Genomic DNA, 20,121 nt, shown 5'->3' with positions numbered 1-20,121 from the left:
GTTGTTCGTTCGATTCACTTGAGACTTTTCTCTCAGGTGCAGAGACTATGTCCAAATAGTTGTACGAAATACTCCATCAAAATCGACTAGAACGATTCCTAGAATAAGGATACTACTTTTTCCATCGGGGTTGTTCGCCCTGCTTTGCCAAAATATTGGCCCGCAGATTAATACAAATCACTGTGGTAACTATGTGCTGCGAGCACCTAGATACAGTGTAAATATTTTTGTCACATGCCCGAGATATGATATGAAAAATCTCAGCATGAATTTATGGTTTTCAGATTAACGTAATAAACGTAGCGACAAATCGCTGTTCTGAAGACAACCTAATTTGATTCACTCAACGAATTGAGTGACACCAGCTACAATCTTGCCCCGTTATGTATGATCCGCATTACAGTGAATTATTCAAACTACCGAGGCATTGTTTGCAGTTGTTTATTTGAGAAAAGAATGAGCAATAACTCCAAATCGGCAATCAATGCCGGAGATTTCGAAAAATACAGCAATCCTATTCCCGGCCGCGAATTCATCATGGGGCTGTTTGATGAGCCTGGCAAAACATTAAACCGAGAACAGGTAGGCCAAACACTTAAGCTCTTTGATAGCGAAGAAAAAGAGGCCTTGCGACGTCGTCTGCGCGCCATGGAGCGTGATGGACAGCTCAACTTCGATCCTCGTAAAGGCTATAGCCTGCTGCGGGAAGAAGATTTAATAAAAGGCAGTGTTATCGGACACCCCGATGGTTTTGGCTTTCTGTCGCAGGATGGCGATGGTGATGACCTCTACCTACACGAAAGCCAGATGCTAAAAGCCTTTCATGGGGATCGCGTACAGGTACGTGTCAGCGGCATCGACCGTCGTGGACGCCAGGAAGGACAGATAGTCAAAGTACTTGAGCAAAAAATGTCTCAAGTAGTCGGCCGTTTAAGCGAAGAAGACGGTGAATACTTCATACAGTCTGAAAACAGCCGTATTCGTAATGAAATCGATATTCCGGATGATCAGCTAAAAGGCGCAAAAGCGGGCCAGTATGTCACCGTTGAGATCACCGAATACCCCTGTAATCGCTTTAATGCGGAAGGTAAGGTCGTCGAACTGCTGGGTGATTCTATGGCGCCAGGCATGGAGATTGACGTTGCCATTCGTAACCACGACATTCCTCATAAGTGGCCCCAGGATGCACTCAAAGCTGCCGAAGCACTGGGGGAAGACGTTAGTGAATCTGATAAGCAACACAGGGCAGATCTGAGAGACCTTCCTTTCGTCACTATCGATGGTGAAGACGCCCGTGATTTTGATGATGCCGTCTACTGTGAAAAACGTAAGTCTGGTGGCTGGCGCTTATCTGTTGCTATTGCAGATGTATCACACTACGTAGTACCTGGAAGCCCATTGGATGAGGAAGCTGCTGAACGAGGCACTTCAGTGTACTTTCCTGGTCACGTAGTACCGATGCTGCCAGAAGCACTATCCAATGGCTTATGCTCGCTGAACCCCCATGTCGATAGACTCGTCATGGTCTGCGAGATGGCGATCAATAAAGCCGGTAAAATGACTAGCTACAAGTTCTCCGAAGCCGTCATCCACTCCCACGCACGTCTGACTTATACTCAGGTAGGCGCGTTAGTATCAGCAGCCGAAACTGATCTTGGAAAAACAGTTGCCCGTAAACATGCCGATGTTGTTCCGCACCTTCATGCTCTGCACCAACTATATGCAGTGTTGAGAAAGGCCCGCACCAAGCGGGGTTCTATCGACTTTGAAAAGCAGGAAGTACAGTTTAAATTCACCGAAGACCGTAAAATCGATAAGATAGTGCCAGTGCATCGTAACGATGCTCATAAGATGATCGAAGAGTTCATGCTCTGCGCTAACGTTGCTACCGCACAATTTCTAGAGAAACTGGAACTTCCAGCACTGTATCGTGTACATGAAGGACCAGGGGAAAAGAAACTAACCAACCTGCGCGAATTCCTCAGTGAAAGAGGCCTTAATCTGGCCGGTGGCGACAAGCCAACACCTGCACATTATGATCGTTTACTACGCGGTATTGGTGAACGAAACGATGCGCAAATTATTCGTACGATGATGCTGCGTTCGCTAAGCCAGGCTGAATACAGTTCTGATAACCAGGGCCATTTTGGTCTGGCGTACCCAGCCTATGCGCACTTTACTTCACCGATACGTCGCTATCCTGATCTACTTGTTCACCGGGCAATCCGCTCGGTTATTCGTCAAAGCGAAAGCGGTAGCGTACTGCGTCGGGCACTGAAAAAAGTTACCGGTGTCGGATCAGATCCAGTACATCGAGTGAAGACTGCTCAGCCTTTGGAAGCAGGCAAGAGTTATCCTTATGACCTGGCGAAGATGAAAAATCTGGCTGAACATTGCTCGCTGGTATCTCGCCGTGCGGACAAAGCGGGCTGGGATGTTGAAGCCTGGCTTAAGTGTGAGTATATGCAGGAGCACGTCGGAGATGTCTTCGGCGGCGTTATCAGCAGCGTAACCAACTTCGGTCTGTTCATTGAGTTAGATGACACTCAGGTAGAAGGTCTGGTCCATGTCACTGCTCTGAATAATGATTATTACCAGTTTGATGCAGCTCAACAACGCTTAGTTGGCGAGCGCACTAAAGCCACCTTTAGTATCGGCGACAAGATTCAAATTCGGGTGGTCCGGGTCGATATGGATCAACGCAAAATTGAGTTTGAACTAGCCGTCAAAGACGACAACCATAGCTCCCCGAAACCTAAAGGAAGAAAAGGTGGTCGAGGTAAAGGGTCAGGTAAATACAAACGCTAACCCCCCCTCTGAGAGCCTGACTGTCGAGTCTTCATGAACTAACTTTGTGAAGACTCGACAGTCTCCTTCATCTATCGATCAAACACCCTAATGCTTTGGGTATGATCGACACCCTGCCTCCAGCATTTCCCTCAAATGCGGCGTGTAATAGCCCCACTAGTATTAAAATTTTGTACACAGCTCAAACTGAGATCTGCAACTTTATAGCTGTCGCTGCAATAATCTAATAGCGATCCATCCGGTCGTATAAAAACGAAATCTTTTCGGGACGCTTATACTCCGCTGTCATAAACAGTGCACTCAGCCTGCTTACCAGACAAAAACGCCCCTAAGTTGACCAATTTTAACATCTCATATTGAATCCAGATCCTCTATATAATTGATATAGCAGGAAACATACCGATTCGAAAAGTAGATCACGTATGGTGCATTCATCACATAATAGTCTATGCTTAGACTCATTATGCACAGATGACTAAGGAATACCGAGTCGTTTAATGAAAGCTCTTAGTCTAGTTATTGTCATGTTTCTTAAGACAAAACTTGAGATAGAACTTAGATTAATCGTCCATTTAATACAGCTAAAGTGCAGTTAATATACTGGTTAAGGTTTTGCGTAATATTGAATAGCAAATTTCAGCTCAATAATAAGACACCCTGCTTTGAATCCAATCGTTCAACAGGCTCTATACAATCTCTGGGGTTCCCCCACATCTACCCTCGACCAAAAATTCTCTACCTGAACGCATCTCTCTGTTGTATCTGGACTTCAGACTACAAGTCCAATACCGCTCTACTGCTCACCATTAGAATCATAGAACCAAAATGGAGCAGATAAGGTGATAACAACACAAAAAATTGAGATCGAAGCCGGTAAGAATCGAACACAGCACCAAGTTAGAGCAGAACATTATCGACCCATGCTGTTACAGAACCGTCAAAAGCAAATAGTAAAATGTCGCAAATAGGCAATAAAGGTAGAGAAAACAGAACATCAATAGGTATAAAACAGTACATTATTACTTAATTACAGCTTTCCGAAGGTTATGTTTGCACTCTTAGCTCGGAATATCGTAGGGTTATAAAAGAATAAAAACTGTATCTAACTACCTATTTTGAATTTGCAGGCAACAAACAACAGATTGTAGCGAGGCATAAAAACAAATGGAAAATTCAGCTTCCAGTGAGGCTTTTGTACGATTTGAGGGTGTTCAGAAAAGCTACGATGGCAGGACTCTCGTAGTTAAAGACCTGAATATAGACGTCCCACGCGGTGAGTTTCTAACCATGCTTGGGCCTTCCGGTTCAGGCAAAACGACTTCGTTGATGATGCTCGCTGGCTTCGAAACTGCGACCAAAGGCAATATCTACCTGAATGGACAAACCATCAACAATGTAGCGCCCCATAAACGGGGTATTGGTATGGTTTTCCAGAACTATGCATTGTTTCCCCATATGACCGTTGCTGAGAATCTCGCGTTCCCTCTTCAGGTACGAAACATGGGTAAGTCTGATATCGAGGAGCGGGTTAAGAGAGCTCTTGATATGGTCGAATTGGGTAACTTCGGTGATCGTCGCCCTGCTCAGTTATCCGGAGGCCAGCAGCAACGTGTTGCAGTAGCCCGAGCATTGGTATTTGAACCTGAGCTTATCCTCATGGATGAACCTCTTGGTGCACTGGACAAAAACCTGCGTGAACAGATGCAGTACGAGATCAAACATATTCACGAGCGCTTGGGTGTCACCGTCGTTTACGTTACCCACGATCAGTCTGAAGCACTAACCATGTCTAACCGCATAGCGGTATTTAATGACGGCGTTATTCAACAGTTAGCCCCGCCTACCGACCTATACGAAAAACCGATTAATTCCTTTGTTGCCCAGTTTATTGGCGAGAACAACAAACTGTCCGGCACCCTGCTATCAACACAAGATGGCATCTGTACAGTTCGCTTGCCAACCGGTGAAGAAGTTACCGCCCTTGATATAAACACCGATGATATTGGCAAAGAGAGCACGCTATCTCTGCGCCCTGAACGAGTCTTTCTTGATCCAGTAGAGGGACAGTGTGATAACGTTTTCAACGGTAAAGTTGAGGAAGTGATCTACCTCGGTGATCACAAACGTGTACGAATGAATGTATGTGGGCATAAAGACTTCATCGTTAAAGTACCCAATTCAACCGATAATAAAGGACTGCAAGTTGGGGGAGTAACCGCTATTGGCTGGTCTTCCAAAGATTGCCGTGCTCTTGATCCGGCCTGACAAAATTAGGTCGCTGAATATAAAAAAATGTTCCATCGCTTTTAGATGGGCAACTTAGCAGCGTTTTCAAAAGAAAAGCGCCATATAATAAAGCCTGAGAGGAAATATCACATGAAGAAATTTTCCAAACTATCGTCCGTCATCGCATTAAGTGCGGCGTTTTGTGTTTCTGCCGCAACCGCTGCAGAATCGCTGACCGTCGTATCCTGGGGAGGGGCATATACTAAGTCTCAACGCGAGGCCTACAGCAATCCTTTCACTGCTAAAACCGGCATCAAGATCATCGATGAAGACAAGTCAGGTAACGGTTTGGCTGGCCTGCGTGCTCAGTCTGAAGCGGGTAACGTGACCTGGGATATTCTAGACATTCTGGAAGGCGATGCTATCTTGGCCTGTGACGATGGTCTTGCACTAGAGTTAGATTATGAAAAAGATCTGAGTCCAGGCGCTGACGGCACGCCTGTCATGGAAGACTTCATTGAAGGTTCTCTCTCCGGCTGCTATGTGCCAACTATTGTTTATGCCACCCTGTTCTCATTCAACGACAAAGCATTCCCGGGCGAGAAACCTAATACGATTGCTGACGTATTCGACATTAAGAAATTCCCAGGCAAACGTGCTCTGGAGAAAAAACCAGATGCTAACCTGGAATGGGCACTGGCTGCAGACGGCGTACCTTATGAAGAAGTTTATAACGTACTCGGAACCCCAGAGGGTGTAGATCGTGCTTTTGCTAAATTGGATACCATCAAAGAGTCGATCATCTGGTGGGAAGCCGGTGCACAACCACCGCAGCTGCTGGCTGACGAAGAAGTTGCCATCGCATCTGCTTATAATGGCCGCATCTTCAACGCACAAGTAGTAGAAAAACAGCCGTTCACCATCATTTGGGACGGTCAGCTGTACGAACTTGATGGCTATATTGTCCCTAAAGGCGCGCCTAATATGAAAGCTGCTATGGACTATCTGCGCTTTGCCACTGACACTCAGCGTCTTGCAGACCAGACTAAGTATATCTCCTACGGCCCTGCCCGTAAGTCTTCTGCACCTTTGGTAGATACGCATAAAGAAACCGGTGTAAAGATGGCTCCTCACATGCCAACTACCCCAGTAAATTTCCAGACTCCTATTAAAAAGGATGCGGAATTCTGGGCTGATAACGGCGATGAGCTACGTCAACGCTTTAACGCATGGTTAGTACAATAAGAGAGTAAATATAGGGCTCCACATGGAGCCCTATAATTTTGTAAGCGTTACTACTAATTAAATAATTTGGTTAGTAGATTAACCGGTCAAAATTCAGTTTTTGGTCTGAGTTTGGATGATGGCTCAAACTGCAGGCGGCTATTAGCTTTTACAGCCGCTATTTAATTCATCTTTAAAAAGGGTTTGTATTCCTCATGATGACAAATACTGTCGAGGCCGAAGGCCAGTTAACCCCGGAAGAACAAAAGCTTTTAACCGCAGATATGCATCGTTCCCTGCGCCGCAAAAAATTCCGGGCACTGTTCCTGGTAGCTCCGTTGCTTATCTTCATTATGATCACCTTTGTTGCACCAATTGTGTCGATGCTATACCGCTCTGTTGATAACCCACAAGTGATCGAGTACATGCCGAACACTTCCGCAGCACTCGCTGACTGGGACGGAAATGAACTTCCCGGTGAGGAGACCTTTGCTGCATTAGTTACAGACCTTGCTGAGGGCCGCAAAAACCGTACCATTGGTAAAGCGGCAACCCGCCTTAATTATGAAAAAAGTCAGATGCGTAGCTTGATAACAGGCACCGCACGTAAGGCCGGCCGACTAAAGCCGCCCTATAAAGACCAAGTTATAAAAATCAAAGCCGGCTGGGGCGATATTGATACCTGGAAAGTAATAAAACGGGAATCAAAAAGCCTGACAGCGTCTTACTACATTGCCGCCTTTGATATGGAAACAACGCCTGACGGCGAAATTAAAATGCTGCCCGAAAAGGAACGGGTCTATCTCAAAATGCTCTGGCGCACCGTCTGGATGTCGGTGGTGATAACCCTGTTAACATTACTACTGGGCTACCCCGTTTCCTACCTGCTAGCTTCGTTACCGATGGGCATAGCCAACGCCCTTATGATTCTAGTACTGCTGCCCTTCTGGACCTCCTTGCTGGTGCGAACCTCTTCATGGATAGCCTTGTTACAGGGTCAGGGTGTGATTAATGACATTTTGGTATGGTTTGGACTGGTAGCAGATGATAATCGCCTAAGCATGATCTACAACGCCACAGGCACAGTCATCACTATGACCCATATTTTGCTGCCATTTATGATTCTGCCCCTGTACTCAGTAATGAAGACAATTCCGCCCAGTTACATGCGAGCGGCTCGTTCATTAGGTGCGACGCCTTTCACCGCTTTTTTCCGTGTTTACCTACCTCAATCAGTACCTGGTATTTCCGCTGGTGCAATTTTGGTCTTCATACTGGCAATCGGATATTACATCACTCCAGCGTTGGTTGGTGGCCAGTCAGGTCAGTTTATCGGCAACATGATTGCCTATCACATGCAGGGTTCACTTAACTGGGGCCTCGCTGCTGCACTCGGCGTAATGCTATTAGTACTTGTAATGGGTATATATGCCCTTTATAGCCGTCTTGTAGGCAATAACAATCAGATGACTTTGAGGTAACACCATGGCACTTCCATCCTATGCAGGGCCCTTGGAAACATTCTGGTACTACGCGTTTCGTGCCTTTTGCGGACTAGTATTTATTTTTCTAATTTCGCCGCTGCTAATTATTATTCCGCTATCATTCAATATTGAGCCCTATTTCAGTTTTACAGAGGGAATGTTGGCATTTGACCCTGATGCCTATTCAATGCGCTGGTATCAAGAGTTTTTTGGCAGCGAACGTTGGATGAATGCGATCCAGAACACCTTTATTGTCGCTGTTTGTTCAACCATTCTATCGATGATTCTGGGTACTCTGGCAGCCCTCGGACTGAGTCGCTCAGAGCTGCCATATAAAGGTCTGATCATGGGGTTATTGATATCTCCAATGATTGTGCCCTTAATCATATCAGCAGCAGGGATGTTCTTTTTCTATTCATCGATAGGGGTCTCACAGAGCTATTTAGGTTTGATTCTGGCGCACACAGCCTTAGGGACGCCCTTTGTGGTAATTACCGTTACAGCGACGCTGAGCGGTTTTGATCACAACCTGGTCAGAGCCGCTACCAGTTTAGGTGCAACACCAACCTATGCCTTCTTTAAAATTACTGTGCCGCTGATTATGACCGGTGTTATTTCCGGAGGATTGTTTGCTTTGATGACATCGGTTGATGAAGTGGTTGTAGCACTGTTCATTGCCGGTGCAGAACAGAGAACAGTACCGATGCAGATGTGGGCAGGTATCCGCGAGCAGATTAGCCCGACAATTCTGGCTGTGGCAACAATGTTGGTGTGTATGTCAATATTGCTGCTCACCACGGTGGAATATCTGCGCCGCAGATCCGAAACTATCCGGGGCGTCACTCCGCAATAATATAAAAATGAACCGCCGGGCGCTCCCGCTCCCGGCGAACACCTCAACTTAACTCATTTATAATCCCTTCACTTAAGCTTCAATCGGCCCACACAGCTCTGCACATATACCCTGTTGATATTACATCACCGCTACAGACTTTATTTGTGCCCAGACATTTTGTCCAATCTGCAGGTCCAGCTGAGATATTGACTTTCGACTCAATCGGGCAACAATGTATTGCTCCCCCCCTGAGTCGCTGATTTCTAGCCTAACCAATGCAATGGAATTTCTGGCATCGTCTTTTATCTCTACTATCTGTGCTTGCAGACAGTTAAGAATACTACTATCAACCAAGGGTTTAAGCGCCACACTGACATCCCGCGCCAATACCCTTACCCTGACCGAATCACCGAGCTCAAGCCCGGTATCCCGACACCAGATTGACTCACCACTTACCGCTACTCTCACCAACCCCCACTGTCGGTCTGCTTCAGCCACTACACCATTAAGTACAGAACCAGCAACTTCATCATGTTGAATCGGCAGATCGAGTCGGGTAAATATTGCATTCACCTCCCCTGCGGCGACCGTTTTACCGGTTTCCATGACAACAACATAGTCCGCCAGTCTAGACACTTCTTCGTGGGAGTGAGTAACATAGATAATGGGGATGGTCAGCTCCCGGTGCAACCGTTCAAGATAGTGAATAATTTCCGCTTTATTATGACTATCCAAAGCTGACAGCGGCTCATCCATCAAAAGCAGACGAGGATTAGTTAACAGCGCCCGGGCAATCGCGATACGCTGGCGTTCTCCCCCAGAAAGCCTCACCACTGAACGCTCCAACAGTGGACCGATTGACAACAACTCGACTAACCGATCAAAGGAGATATAGCCATTAATATTCTGGGACGTTTTTACCCGTTTCTGACCAAACAACAGATTAGCCCGTACACTCAGGTGGGGAAACAGTGACGCTTCCTGAAACACATAGCCTACCGGACGCTTATACACCGGCAAAAAATGCGTATCGCTCTGCCAGGTTTCTCCATTGATATCAAACTGTCCCTCTAGGCGATTGAGCCCGGCCAGGCAACGCAGTAGAGTCGTTTTACCACAACCTGAAGGCCCAAAAAGTACCGAAATACCGCTCTCCGGCAAGTCAAACTCAGCATCCAGTTCAAATTGACCTAAGTTACCCTTAAATCTGCAATAGAGACTCATGCCAATCTTTTCCTCAGCCTTTTCTCTGACAGGTTCATAATCAGAATCACTAGAAACGAGAACACCAGCATCATTAGAGACAGCAAGTGAGCCATTCCCCAGTTCATAGTCTCCACATAGTCATAAATGGCGATAGAGAGTACCTGGGTTTCACCGGGGATATTTCCACCAATCATCAGAACTACGCCAAACTCACCGACAGTATGTGCAAAACCAAGCACTGTTCCAGTAAGAATACCTGAACTGGCCAGCGGAATCGCAACGCTGAAAAAGGCATTTAATGGTGATGCCCGGAGCGTCGCGGCAACTTCCATAGGTCGCTCCCCCATTGCATCAAATGCATTGCGAATTGGCTGGACGACAAACGGCATAGAATACACCACCGAGCCGACCACCAGTCCGGCGAAGGTAAAAGGCAAACGGAAACCGATTAGAGACTCAATCATCTGGCCTGGCGCACTGGTAGGACTGAGTAAAATAAGCAGATAAAAACCTAAAACGGTAGGCGGTAATACTAGTGGCAACGCTACAAGCGTCGCGACCACTTCACTCCACCAAGAGTTGGATCTGGATAACCACCATGCCAAAGGAATTCCCATCAGCAACAGAACGACTGTAGTGACGGTTGCCAGCTTCAGAGTTAGGAGAATCGCATCAAGCATAAACGTGGCTCCTTAACTGTGCTGTTACAAAACTGTGCTGTTCCATTACACTCCATACCCATGCCTTAGAATGATTGCCTGAGCTTGCGGACTGCGAAGAAAGTGTAAAAACTGTTTTGCATCCGGATTCTCAGACCCTCTCTCCAATAGAACCGCGTCCTGCTTTAAAGGCTGATAATATTCCTGGGGCACCAGCCAATATGAAATATCTGGGTTAGCAATCATCTGAGAAAGTGAGACAAAACCCAACTTAATATTTCCTGTTTCAATAAACTGATAAGTCTGGGCGATATTCTCACCGTAGACCCGTTTGTTTTTAAGAGGCTTTGATACTTCTAGCTTCACTAACGCTTGCTGCGCTGCTACCCCATAGGGAGCCGTCTTAGGATTAGCCATCGCCACATCACTGCTACGCAGTAACAATTGCAGTTGCTCAACGGTCAGATCTACCAGCGGAACCGTCTTACTATACAAAGCAATCTTACCGATAGCATAGGTAAACTGAGTCCCTTTAATCGCATTTCCGGTCTCAACCAATTTCGCGGGCCGATCTGCATCGGCAGACATGAAAATATCGAATGGAGCCCCATAGCTGATCTGCGCATAGAGCTTACCGGTCGAACCAAAGCTCAGAGAAACTTTAGTATCCTGCTGAGATTCGAATAGCTGAGCGAGCTCTTTAGCCGCAGCGGTAAAATTTGATGAAACCGCAACTTTAACACCCAATGCATAAGACCCGCTGCTCCACAGAAGCAACAACAGGTAGATCATCTGAACTCTCATATATCTAATTTTCAAAACAACCATTCTCAACTTAACCGCCAGGATAACATCTAGCATAATTACTCCCCGGTTGTGGGGAAAGCCTTTTAAGGAACAAAATCATTTAAACACCTACAGTCTACCCCCTTAAAATCAAACCTTTACAACGACACGTATTAAAACCTAACTACTTTTCGTGTGAACATCACAGATGTTCAATCGTAAAAAACATCCCGTAAGTCAAAATAACGGATTCAGCCATTGAACACTTTCAACTCCCTTAAAAAACTAACCACTTGAAAAATTAATACCCCCACACTTTATTTGGACTTGCCCAACAGGTATGCTCGTTATATTAAAGCACGCTAGGTTTGGTGAATGATGCCATTGATAAAGCCATTCAGGTTTATCATTTGTCATCATTTTTTAAATTTCAAGTCGTCCTTAGGTATCTATGCATGAGTAAAATTAGTGTACGGATCAGATACACTAATCAGCTGTTATTCTCTAACAGTCATTCGCATTCCAAGTTTAATTGGGATCAGCACAGTGTCTTGTTTAATCTCGACGGTGTAACCATCTCAACCGAGGCTGAATTAGACGACAATGAACAGCAAAATCTAGTTCGCGCATTAACCTTTAATAATCCAGCTCATATCCCCAATTGGCGGAGCTTAACCCCCGACCTACACCAAACCATCCGACGTATTCTGACTCAAATACAGGAAGCTACTGTAAAAGTTGATAACAGCATTCGTCAGACTTCAAAAGGGATACGTCTACAGTCACTCAGTTTCGAGAAAATATTTTTTGATCCTTCCCATAGTTTACCAATAGTCCACTGGGAATTTTCAAAAGAAGAAAAGGCACAATTACAACCGCTTTACGATCACCTCGATGAGCCGGCCAGGCAAGCATATGAAAAGGGCATTACGATCCCTGTGCCGGTCTCATTTGAACGCCGACCAATACTATTAAATACTGATGAAATTAAAAGCATTGGCGACAGCCTTAAAGATCAGGACAACACTCAGCCCCATCTTGCTTTATACAGTATTGCCTGGGATAACTTCATTGAAGGCTCATATCAATCTGCCATTTTGATATTGGCAACCGCTATTGAAACATCACTAAAATGGTGGCTCAGCAAGCACAGTGATGAAGTCTACTCACACATGAAAGAGAACATGCAAACCCCTGCCATTGAACTTCTCTACACTTGCGCAAGAAAATATACCGGTCTTAGCCTGCCAAATATTTTTGCCTATTGGCTTGTGAATCTCCGTGAAGCTAGAAACGACATTGCACATAAACCGGCAGCCCAGGCTGTAAATATTCTGGAGCTAGCCCGATGGTTTGCTGTTGGTGAAGCAATATTTAAAGCGTTCTCAGGTTCTGAAAATAGCTCTCTGGTCGGGTACCTAGTAGAACCCACGGAAGACAACCCTGAGTGTACTCACCATACTGATAACCAGGGCATAGTACTGAGGCAAGAAGAACTCAACGGAATCAACTCACTGCACCTGATACTGAATACCGGTGAAACCTACCGTATTAATTCTGAAGCTTGTAAAAAATGTAAAGATCAGGACTTTGAGGACAATCAGCGTCTTAACAACAAAGTCAGCACATCCGAAAGCTCTAAAACCATTAAACCTGTCAACAATTCAAAGCTAAACGAAATACCTGCTACAAAGCTTAACACTGAGAAGAGTCCTACACAGGATGAATCTAATAATCAGTTGGATGACCTCTACATTTCGATAGCTCAGTAACAGGCTATGACATGCAAAAACAGGTTTCTCCATACCCACTGGCAGTCTCTTCACTGCTAAATAATAGAAATGAACATTAAAGGAGTTAATAATGCTGATTACATTTTCATGTTCAGCCTGCGCAAATATAACAATGTTTGAAGACACTGCATTAAAACTACTAGGTTTGATGGGGAAGAGTAATAAGATACCCGGCGCCATACTGGCAATAGACATCCCCGCAGCACTGACTCAACTGGAAACAAGCATTGCAGGAGATAAACAACAGTCGATTACAGAAGCCACCAGCGTAACTAACAACGATGAACCACCAATAGCCCTTGCCAACCAGGCCTTTCCGATGATCCAGTTATTAAAAGCTGCCATTATAGAAGAATGCGATGTAATCTGGAGCGCCAGTAGCAAACTCGACACTGGATTTTGATGCCGCTATTGATTCAAGCAGTGACCTGGATTACCTAACTAAAAATAGTGCGTAACCAGAACTCTTTTAACAGCCTATCTACCTTTTAAAAACCAGTCGATTATTCACATCACGACTTTTTTTGACCCGTTCGCTATGGTCAATAACTTGTTCCTGTTTAGCCATTCGATCATAGAGCAGCACATTGACAGTAGCAGCCAGATTCATACAACCTACCGTAGGAACATACACAACCGCATCAGCCATATTTACAATAGATTGCTCGATAGAACCGTCCTCTGGACCGAAAATGTAAAGTGCATTATCAGGGTGGTTAAACTCAGGCAGAGGTATTGCACCTTCTGCGAGTTCTACGCACACAAGTTTTTGATGCTTATCAGCAAGCTCGACAAAAGACTCTACGGACGTTAAGGGGATTTTTTGATTTACGTTTTTAGTATCCAAATGATACTTAGCCGCATGCTCAAATCGGGTGCCCGTATAATAGATCGCAGTAGCACCATAACAGCCTGCAGCACGCATCACCGCGCCAACATTTGAGGGGCTTTTGGGATTACACAATGCGATAGCAGCTGAACCTTCGCTCTCCACTCTAAAGCCCTTCTATGAATAATTGTTAGCGGAATAATCTTAACAAAACAGTAATAAACTAACCGCAGCACTTCTTATATTTCTTACCACTACCACAGCTGCATGGATCATTTCTGGCTGGTGTCTTTTCTATGGTCACCGTTGAACCTTTGTTTATCAAAGCCTCAAATCCCACTATAGATTCAACAGCACCCTCAGTGCTATCAACCGCAATATCAGCATAAAGGCCTGCTTCTGCAACCAAAGTTTCCACTTCTTTTTTGCGCGCTTCATCCGTCACAGTCAGGCTCAACGGAAATTTTTGTGTGCCCGCTTTATGGCTCGCCTTAGTATTATAGCCGCCACCAATGTGACTTTGACGAGCATCCTGCCGGCCTTTGAAGAAAAACTTATCGGACATCTGAGACTCTCAATCAGGTTTAAAAAAGCAGAGGATCTTACCACGTAAATACAATAACTACTTTGTTCAATTTGCTAAATAGTTACAAACCAGGAATTCCCAAAGGACCAGGAAGGTCAGGGATAGGAGAGCAGCCCGCAATAAATGAAATAGACATAATTAAAGCAATAGCGCTGAAATAATACATATAAGTACCTGAACAGAGAGTATTTAATTAATAAAGGATTAGCTCTGAACAGATATAGATGTTTCTGGACCTGACTCGATCCGCCATAATTCCCATCTGAGAAGTTATGCTAATTCGATTACTGCATTAAACGATATTCTAAAATCAAATCAATAATGTCGCTGTCACTGGCCACTGCTTCCAAAGCTTCGTTCAAAGAGCGACGTTGTGGAAGGTAGATATTGAACTTATTGCGAAGAACTTCGTTTACCTGCTCATCGGAGCCAGGGTCGAACTCCTTTCCTGCAAAGATACATATCCTCTGCAGTGTAAATGCTTTGGTCGTCATTAATATAAAATCCAATCATAGTGTTGAAAGTATTTGGTTTGCTAAATAGTTTGCCAGGGATAACACAACAGGGGTAACAAGGGTTGTCACCTGAGCTGCAGACAAAAGTGCTGAGTAAAAATGCAAAAATTATGAGCCAGACTATCGAAAACCAATTTGCTTCAAATCAGTTTGGGTCCACCTGCTTAAACGATACTATCGACCGGAGGGCTTTCCCAGAACTATCTGGCGAGGACCTGAGGTATTAACCTGTCCAGAGACACCCTTCTTTATCTGCTGAATTTCACCACCAGCTTTAAGAAAAGCAGCTGTCTGTTCGGCTATGGAATCGTGGGTTTCGCTTGACGCTGATTTTTTAGACTTTACTGCCATGAAAAAAGCTCCCTTTTTGTAATAAACTCCATTCTAGCATTTTTTACTGCTCTAATGGGGATTTGCATCTAAAAGTCACGATTAAGATGGGAAAAGTCTAATCTGTCAGGAATTTTCTCTTGTAGAGCTCTGCAGAAAGTACAGAATCAAACCAAAACTTAACCCCCAAAAGGCACTACTAATCCCTAACAGGTTCAGATCTGAAGCGGTCACAAGGAAGGTTATAAATGCAGCCTCCCTTTCACCCGGATCGGCTAATGCCGCCGCTAAGCTATTGCCAATAGTACTCATTAACGCCAGTCCCGCAATCGTCATGACCAGCGCGGATGGGAAAGCGGTAAACAGAGCCGCTATCGTCGAACCAAACAACCCTGTTAACAGATAAAAGAAACCTGCCCATACCGCAGCAAAGTAACGTTGAGTGGGATCCTCTCCCGCTTCCTTGCCCATACAGATTGCCGCTGTAATCGCAGCAAGATTAAATGAGAAACCCCCAAAGGGAGCAAGTAGCACGCCTGTCAGCCCAGTCCAGGTTAACAATGGCGATACCGGCGTATCATAACCATTAGCCCGCAGCACAGCGACACCGGGCACATTCTGTGATGCCAGAGTGATGATAAACAGCGGGATACCAACGCCTATAAGGTTTTGTAGCGAGAAAGCAGGGGTAACCCAAATCGGTATTGAAAGTTCCAAGCTTAGTGTATCAATATGAAGCTGACCCTGAAACAACGCCATTACAGCCCCAGTCAACAAGACAATGGGAATGCAATACCTGGGCAATACAAGTTTAACCAAAATAAAAGCGGTCAACATCAAACCGACTAACAGCAACTCCGACTCAAGGATATTGAACAGATCAATAGAAAATTGCAGCAACACACCTGCCAACATAGCACCGGCTAAAGACATGGGAATCTGGTGCATTACCTTTTCAAACCAACCCGTAATACCACAGAACAAAATCAAGCCAGAGCTGAAGATAAAAATACCGATCGCTTCATTCAGAGGGATACCTAAGAGCGCCGTTACTAAAAGTGCTGCACCCGGTGTCGACCAAGCGGTTAAAATCGGTGCCCGGAAATATAGTGACAATCCTATAGTGGTGAGCGCCATGCCAATACCCAGCGCCCATAGCCAAGAACTAATCTCTGCTGCTGAGGCGCCGGCAGCGCCTGCAGCCTGAAAAATGATCACAGCAGAACTGGTATAACCAACCAATACCGCTACAAAACCTGCAGAAAAGTGAGACAAGCTAAAGAATCTCTTTATACCTGGTCGATCCCTCGTTGATCCCATTGCCACAACCTCTTACACTCTATAATCGGATCGTGCGCTATAACGCCCGAAAGGAAAGACTATCACTGTGCGCTATAACGCACAATGAAAACCATTAAAAAGCCCTTATTGGAATTAGCCGTGCAGGAAGTGAATCAGTATCTCGCAACAACCTTAAAGAAGCTGAGACAGGAAAAAAGCTGGAGCCTTGATCGGGCTGCCAGTGAAACCGGGGTAAGTAAGGCGATGTTAGGACAGATCGAGCGGGGGGAGTCCAGTCCAACTATATCGACAATGTGGAAAATTTCGACTGGTTTTCATAAATCACTTTCCAGCTTTTTGGAACCCCCAGTTGACCCCAATAATGAAACTATTATACGGGTAACTTCTACGCGGCATACACCTTTGGAGAGCGACAACGCCCCTGTTACGTCAATTTTTCCCTATGACGAACGGTTTGGCTTTGAGATGTTTGAACTAACCCTCTTACCGGGCTATCAACGGATATCAGAGCCGCATATGCAAGGGACGACAGAGCATATCATCGTCATATGCGGTGAAATGGAATTACTACTGGAGGGTGAGTGGATTAAACTGACTAGGGGGGAAGCTGTCCGCTTTACTGCTGACAAGCTCCATGGATACCGAAATAATAGTACCTCGCCTGCTGTGTTTCATAACGTAATACACTACGACCAGGGAAGCTGTGAATAACAATCAATTTATGTTGATTGAGCGGTTTTCACCACTGCAATTAGCGGCTCAAACGCATCCTAATTTTTAACTTTAAACCTAAGCAGAATTCACCTCAGCTAGTAGGCTGGGATACGTTTTTTATCCCAACTAGCAAAAACCATCCTAGAAACAGGAATTACGCTTAACGCCTACGGGCTTTTCTGGGTGGACGACCAGATTTTCCTCTAGGACTATCACCCGGTTTTGGCTTATCTCTCGTATCGCTCGCTTTGGACTTTTTCTGGTTACGTGGGGCTGTTTTCGCCTTTTTTCGATCAGCCGGCGCTTCAGAAGAGGAACCCGCTGCGGCTTTTAAAATCACCTGCATCTCAGTTTCTGTCAGATCACGCCATTCGCCAACGGGCAAACCTTTGAGATCGACATTCATAATGCGAACCCTATCTAGCTTTGTTACCTCATAATTAAAGTGTTCGCACATTCGACGAATTTGGCGGTTCAGGCCCTGAATCAGGGTGATTCTGAATACTTTAGGCGATTCTTTAACGATCTTACATTTCTTGGTAACAACACCCAGCATCGGCACACCAGCAATCATGCCAGCAATAAAGTCATCGGTTATCGGCTTATTAACGGTAACCAGATACTCTTTTTCATGCTTATTTCCTGCACGCAGTATCTTATTGACCAGGTCACCATTATTAGTCAAAAAGATTAATCCCTGTGAATCTTTATCCAAGCGGCCGATTGGAAAAACACGGGTGCTGTGATTTACAAAATCAACAATATTGTTGCGCTCGCTGCCTTCCGTAGTACTGACAACCCCAACCGGTTTATTCAAGGCGATAAAGACAAAATCTTCAGCTTCCTCTGGATCAATCGCCTGACCATTAACCTTGACCAGATCGCCCGGTGAGACTTTATCGCCAATAGACGCGCGTTTTCCATTAACGAACACGTTACCCTGCTCAATAAAACGATCCGCATCCCTTCGGGAACAGATACCACTTTCGCTAATGTACTTGTTTAAACGGGTCTCTGAGGGGGTCAACATCTGAATTTCTCTAAATATTTTGCAGCATAATGAATTGATTAACGAATCAGATCAAATATTTCATCAAAGTAAGCACCGGCACATTACTCTTCATCTGCACAAACAGCGTATCGTAGAACTAGATATCCTAAGATCTAAGACACACCCGCCACCTGATATAGCACATTTTAGTCTTCCACCTGACATGGCTCGGTAGCCACTTTGAACAATGTGGTTCTTTCAGGGAAACTTTTTAATAGCCGGAGACCTCCCGTAAGATTCTATTTTTCTCTGCCCTTCGTCAAAGTGAATTAAAAGACAAAAATGGGTATCTCGTGCTGGGGGCTTCTACAAATTAACAAAGAATCCAACTAAAAAGACCGAGCACATTTCTGTAACCCGGTCCTAGTTTACCGCTGTATAGACGCAGTCAGATAGAAATTAGCGTTAGACACTGCTCTGCTGATAGAAACGACACAACACTTTCGCCAGATTAACCGGGTCATCACTACCTGCCAATTCACGGATAGAATGCATAGCCAGCTGCGGCACACCAATATCAATGGTTTTAACCCCGATCTCAGCAGCGGTAATCGGCCCTATCGTACTACCGCAGGCCATATCACTACGCACAACGAAAGACTGAAGTGTAACCCCTTCCTGTTGCGCTATGTGGCGGAATAACGCTGAGGTCTCGCTGTTAGACGCATAACGTTGATTGGCGTTAGTTTTTATTACTGCACCACTGTTCATCCGGGGACCATGATTTCCATCATGCTTATCGGCAAAGTTAGGATGCACAGCGTGGGCATTATCTACCGATACCATCATCGAGTTGGCGATCATTCGGCTACGGGATTCCGGGTCAGGCAGTAAGCGTTCCAGTAGCTGTTTCAACATAGGCCCCTGAGCGCCAGCAGCACTCATACTCCCCACTTCTTCATGATCATTACAGACCAGCAAAGCGCCCTGATCAGTATCTGATTCAATTAGAGCCTGTAGACCAATAAAACAGCTCAGCAGGTTATCCAGACGGGCTGAAGCAAAAAACTCGTTATCCAGACCAATATAAGAAGGCTTCTGGACATCATAGAAAAACAGTTCATAGTCCAGCACTTCATCAACATCATCGATGTTCAGCGTGGCCAGCTCTTTCTTTAACAACTGACGTAACTCAGCTTTCCCGTCTCCATGCAGCTGCGCCATGATCGGCGGCATATCATTTTGCGGATTAACAGTTCTATCCTTATTCGCTTCACGGTCAAGGTGAATCGCCAGACTTGGGATAATGGCTACAGGTCTTGTGAAGTCTATTAACTCACTTTTAACAACGCCGTCTAAACCAATATAACTGACCCGTCCGGCCAGCGAGAGATCCCGGTCAAACCAGGGATTCAGTAACGCTCCACCGTAAACTTCAACACCCAACCGCAGACATCCCTGACGTACGGTTTCAGGATTTGGCTTAACCTTCAAACAGGGACTATCGGTATGAGCTCCGACCATGCGCATGCCTGAACTAATCAGATCCGCGTTCGCGGGCATATTCCAGGCAATAATTGAGGATTCATTGCGCACAATAAAATAACGACCACCCGGATTTACATTCCAGGCGTTTTGCTCTTCAAGTTCAATATAGCCGGCTTGTTGCAACCAACCACGCATCTCATAAACCGCATGAAATGGTGTAGGCGCATCCGCCAGAAATTCAAATAACTGTGCATTAAACTGCTGTTGTTCCATCATTTTTGGTCAGCCTTTTCGTGAGGCAGAATTTCTAATAGTTCAATTTCAAAAATAAGAGCGGAGTTCGCT

The 20,121-nt window shown here is 45.3% G+C and carries 18 protein-coding genes; 8 read left to right on the top strand and 10 right to left on the bottom strand.

Translation table 11 applies throughout. The features are described 5' to 3' along the window. The first annotated feature begins 456 nt into the window (after positions 1 to 456). From rnr to QZZ54_RS17010, 5 genes are all read left to right on the top strand, one after another. A complete protein-coding gene (rnr, locus tag QZZ54_RS17030; RefSeq protein WP_290704733.1) occupies positions 457 to 2,808 on the top strand; it encodes a ribonuclease R in 2,352 nt (783 codons plus the stop codon). A 1,164-nt stretch (positions 2,809 to 3,972) separates the two neighbouring features. Beyond that, on the top strand, positions 3,973 to 5,073 hold the full coding sequence (locus QZZ54_RS17025; RefSeq protein WP_290704728.1) for an ABC transporter ATP-binding protein: 1,101 nt from the start codon (positions 3,973 to 3,975) through the stop codon (positions 5,071 to 5,073). 111 nt (positions 5,074 to 5,184) lie between these two features. Further along, entirely contained in the window at positions 5,185 to 6,279 is a 1,095-nt protein-coding gene (locus QZZ54_RS17020) for an ABC transporter substrate-binding protein (protein WP_290704725.1), read from the top strand. Between the two features lie 194 nt (positions 6,280 to 6,473). Continuing rightward, positions 6,474 to 7,739 carry an ABC transporter permease gene (locus QZZ54_RS17015; RefSeq protein ID WP_290704722.1) on the top strand — a complete coding sequence of 422 codons (1,266 nt, stop codon included), beginning with the start codon at positions 6,474 to 6,476 and terminating at the stop codon, positions 7,737 to 7,739. A gap of 4 nt (positions 7,740 to 7,743) precedes the next feature. Next, the gene (locus tag QZZ54_RS17010; protein ID WP_290704719.1) at positions 7,744 to 8,595 is read left to right on the top strand and encodes an ABC transporter permease; all 852 of its coding nucleotides are present in this window, start codon (positions 7,744 to 7,746) and stop codon (positions 8,593 to 8,595) included. A 120-nt stretch (positions 8,596 to 8,715) separates the two neighbouring features. On the opposite strand, the gene modC is transcribed toward QZZ54_RS17010, so the two are convergent. From modC to modA, 3 genes are read right to left on the bottom strand one after another with little or no spacing between them, the layout of a single operon-like run. Beyond that, positions 8,716 to 9,801 (bottom strand): molybdenum ABC transporter ATP-binding protein, encoded by a 1,086-nt coding sequence (gene modC, locus QZZ54_RS17005; protein WP_290704716.1) that lies wholly within the window; start codon positions 9,799 to 9,801, stop codon positions 8,716 to 8,718. Then, positions 9,798 to 10,463 (bottom strand): molybdate ABC transporter permease subunit, encoded by a 666-nt coding sequence (gene modB / locus QZZ54_RS17000; RefSeq protein WP_290704714.1) that lies wholly within the window; start codon positions 10,461 to 10,463, stop codon positions 9,798 to 9,800. The genes modC and modB overlap by 4 nt, the downstream gene beginning before the upstream one ends. Positions 10,464 to 10,508: 45 nt before the next feature. Next, entirely contained in the window at positions 10,509 to 11,303 is a 795-nt protein-coding gene (gene modA, locus QZZ54_RS16995; RefSeq protein WP_290704711.1) for a molybdate ABC transporter substrate-binding protein, read from the bottom strand. Positions 11,304 to 11,599: 296 nt separating this feature from the next. Between modA and QZZ54_RS16990 the strand changes: the two genes are divergently transcribed. Then, a complete protein-coding gene (locus tag QZZ54_RS16990; RefSeq protein ID WP_290704708.1) occupies positions 11,600 to 13,000 on the top strand; it encodes a hypothetical protein in 1,401 nt (466 codons plus the stop codon). A gap of 91 nt (positions 13,001 to 13,091) precedes the next feature. Continuing rightward, positions 13,092 to 13,424 (top strand): DUF1840 domain-containing protein, encoded by a 333-nt coding sequence (locus tag QZZ54_RS16985; protein ID WP_290704706.1) that lies wholly within the window; start codon positions 13,092 to 13,094, stop codon positions 13,422 to 13,424. A gap of 78 nt (positions 13,425 to 13,502) precedes the next feature. On the opposite strand, the gene QZZ54_RS16980 is transcribed toward QZZ54_RS16985, so the two are convergent. The 5 genes from QZZ54_RS16980 to QZZ54_RS16960 all read right to left on the bottom strand — a co-directional run bounded on the left by QZZ54_RS16980 (position 13,503) and on the right by QZZ54_RS16960 (position 16,556). After that, positions 13,503 to 14,015 carry an RNA methyltransferase gene (locus QZZ54_RS16980; protein ID WP_290704703.1) on the bottom strand — a complete coding sequence of 171 codons (513 nt, stop codon included), beginning with the start codon at positions 14,013 to 14,015 and terminating at the stop codon, positions 13,503 to 13,505. Positions 14,016 to 14,073: 58 nt separating this feature from the next. After that, positions 14,074 to 14,415, bottom strand: a complete 342-nt coding sequence (locus QZZ54_RS16975; RefSeq protein WP_290704701.1) for a PBPRA1643 family SWIM/SEC-C metal-binding motif protein — start codon at positions 14,413 to 14,415, stop codon at positions 14,074 to 14,076. 305 nt (positions 14,416 to 14,720) lie between these two features. Continuing rightward, positions 14,721 to 14,930 carry a hypothetical protein gene (locus QZZ54_RS16970; protein ID WP_290704698.1) on the bottom strand — a complete coding sequence of 70 codons (210 nt, stop codon included), beginning with the start codon at positions 14,928 to 14,930 and terminating at the stop codon, positions 14,721 to 14,723. 195 nt (positions 14,931 to 15,125) lie between these two features. Beyond that, complete coding sequence (locus QZZ54_RS16965) at positions 15,126 to 15,302, bottom strand: hypothetical protein (RefSeq protein WP_290704695.1); 177 nt, start codon at positions 15,300 to 15,302, stop codon at positions 15,126 to 15,128. A 105-nt stretch (positions 15,303 to 15,407) separates the two neighbouring features. Beyond that, on the bottom strand, positions 15,408 to 16,556 hold the full coding sequence (locus tag QZZ54_RS16960; RefSeq protein WP_290704693.1) for a benzoate/H(+) symporter BenE family transporter: 1,149 nt from the start codon (positions 16,554 to 16,556) through the stop codon (positions 15,408 to 15,410). Between the two features lie 129 nt (positions 16,557 to 16,685). Here QZZ54_RS16960 and QZZ54_RS16955 point away from each other — a divergent pair, with 129 nt between their 5' ends. Further along, the gene (locus tag QZZ54_RS16955; RefSeq protein ID WP_290704691.1) at positions 16,686 to 17,294 is read left to right on the top strand and encodes a helix-turn-helix domain-containing protein; all 609 of its coding nucleotides are present in this window, start codon (positions 16,686 to 16,688) and stop codon (positions 17,292 to 17,294) included. Positions 17,295 to 17,457: 163 nt separating this feature from the next. On the opposite strand, the gene rluF is transcribed toward QZZ54_RS16955, so the two are convergent. Together rluF and QZZ54_RS16945 are read right to left on the bottom strand one after the other, a co-directional pair. Next, the gene (rluF, locus tag QZZ54_RS16950; RefSeq protein WP_290704688.1) at positions 17,458 to 18,327 is read right to left on the bottom strand and encodes a 23S rRNA pseudouridine(2604) synthase RluF; all 870 of its coding nucleotides are present in this window, start codon (positions 18,325 to 18,327) and stop codon (positions 17,458 to 17,460) included. A gap of 426 nt (positions 18,328 to 18,753) precedes the next feature. Next, positions 18,754 to 20,049 (bottom strand): M18 family aminopeptidase, encoded by a 1,296-nt coding sequence (locus QZZ54_RS16945; RefSeq protein WP_290704804.1) that lies wholly within the window; start codon positions 20,047 to 20,049, stop codon positions 18,754 to 18,756. Positions 20,050 to 20,121 lie beyond the last annotated feature (72 nt).

The organism is Amphritea sp., from assembly GCF_016744155.1.
GTDB lineage: Bacteria > Pseudomonadota > Gammaproteobacteria > Pseudomonadales > Balneatricaceae > Amphritea.
The sequence above is the reverse complement of the archived record's forward strand: the minus strand, read 5'-3'. Positions and strand labels throughout refer to the sequence as shown.

Excerpts from the sequence above, each read along its gene's own strand:
- rnr (WP_290704733.1), top strand. The coding sequence starts at position 457 with ATGAGCAATAACTCCAAATCGGCAATCAATGCCGGAGATTTCGAAAAA.
- QZZ54_RS17025 (WP_290704728.1), top strand. The coding sequence starts at position 3,973 with ATGGAAAATTCAGCTTCCAGTGAGGCTTTTGTACGATTTGAGGGTGTT.
- QZZ54_RS17020 (WP_290704725.1), top strand. The coding sequence starts at position 5,185 with ATGAAGAAATTTTCCAAACTATCGTCCGTCATCGCATTAAGTGCGGCG.
- QZZ54_RS17015 (WP_290704722.1), top strand. The coding sequence starts at position 6,474 with ATGATGACAAATACTGTCGAGGCCGAAGGCCAGTTAACCCCGGAAGAA.
- QZZ54_RS17010 (WP_290704719.1), top strand. The coding sequence starts at position 7,744 with ATGGCACTTCCATCCTATGCAGGGCCCTTGGAAACATTCTGGTACTAC.
- modC (WP_290704716.1), bottom strand. The coding sequence starts at position 9,801 with ATGAGTCTCTATTGCAGATTTAAGGGTAACTTAGGTCAATTTGAACTG.
- modB (WP_290704714.1), bottom strand. The coding sequence starts at position 10,463 with ATGCTTGATGCGATTCTCCTAACTCTGAAGCTGGCAACCGTCACTACA.
- modA (WP_290704711.1), bottom strand. The coding sequence starts at position 11,303 with ATGCTAGATGTTATCCTGGCGGTTAAGTTGAGAATGGTTGTTTTGAAA.
- QZZ54_RS16985 (WP_290704706.1), top strand. The coding sequence starts at position 13,092 with ATGCTGATTACATTTTCATGTTCAGCCTGCGCAAATATAACAATGTTT.
- QZZ54_RS16975 (WP_290704701.1), bottom strand. The coding sequence starts at position 14,415 with ATGTCCGATAAGTTTTTCTTCAAAGGCCGGCAGGATGCTCGTCAAAGT.
- QZZ54_RS16970 (WP_290704698.1), bottom strand. The coding sequence starts at position 14,930 with ATGACGACCAAAGCATTTACACTGCAGAGGATATGTATCTTTGCAGGA.
- QZZ54_RS16965 (WP_290704695.1), bottom strand. The coding sequence starts at position 15,302 with ATGGCAGTAAAGTCTAAAAAATCAGCGTCAAGCGAAACCCACGATTCC.
- QZZ54_RS16955 (WP_290704691.1), top strand. The coding sequence starts at position 16,686 with ATGAAAACCATTAAAAAGCCCTTATTGGAATTAGCCGTGCAGGAAGTG.
- rluF (WP_290704688.1), bottom strand. The coding sequence starts at position 18,327 with ATGTTGACCCCCTCAGAGACCCGTTTAAACAAGTACATTAGCGAAAGT.
- QZZ54_RS16945 (WP_290704804.1), bottom strand. The coding sequence starts at position 20,049 with ATGGAACAACAGCAGTTTAATGCACAGTTATTTGAATTTCTGGCGGAT.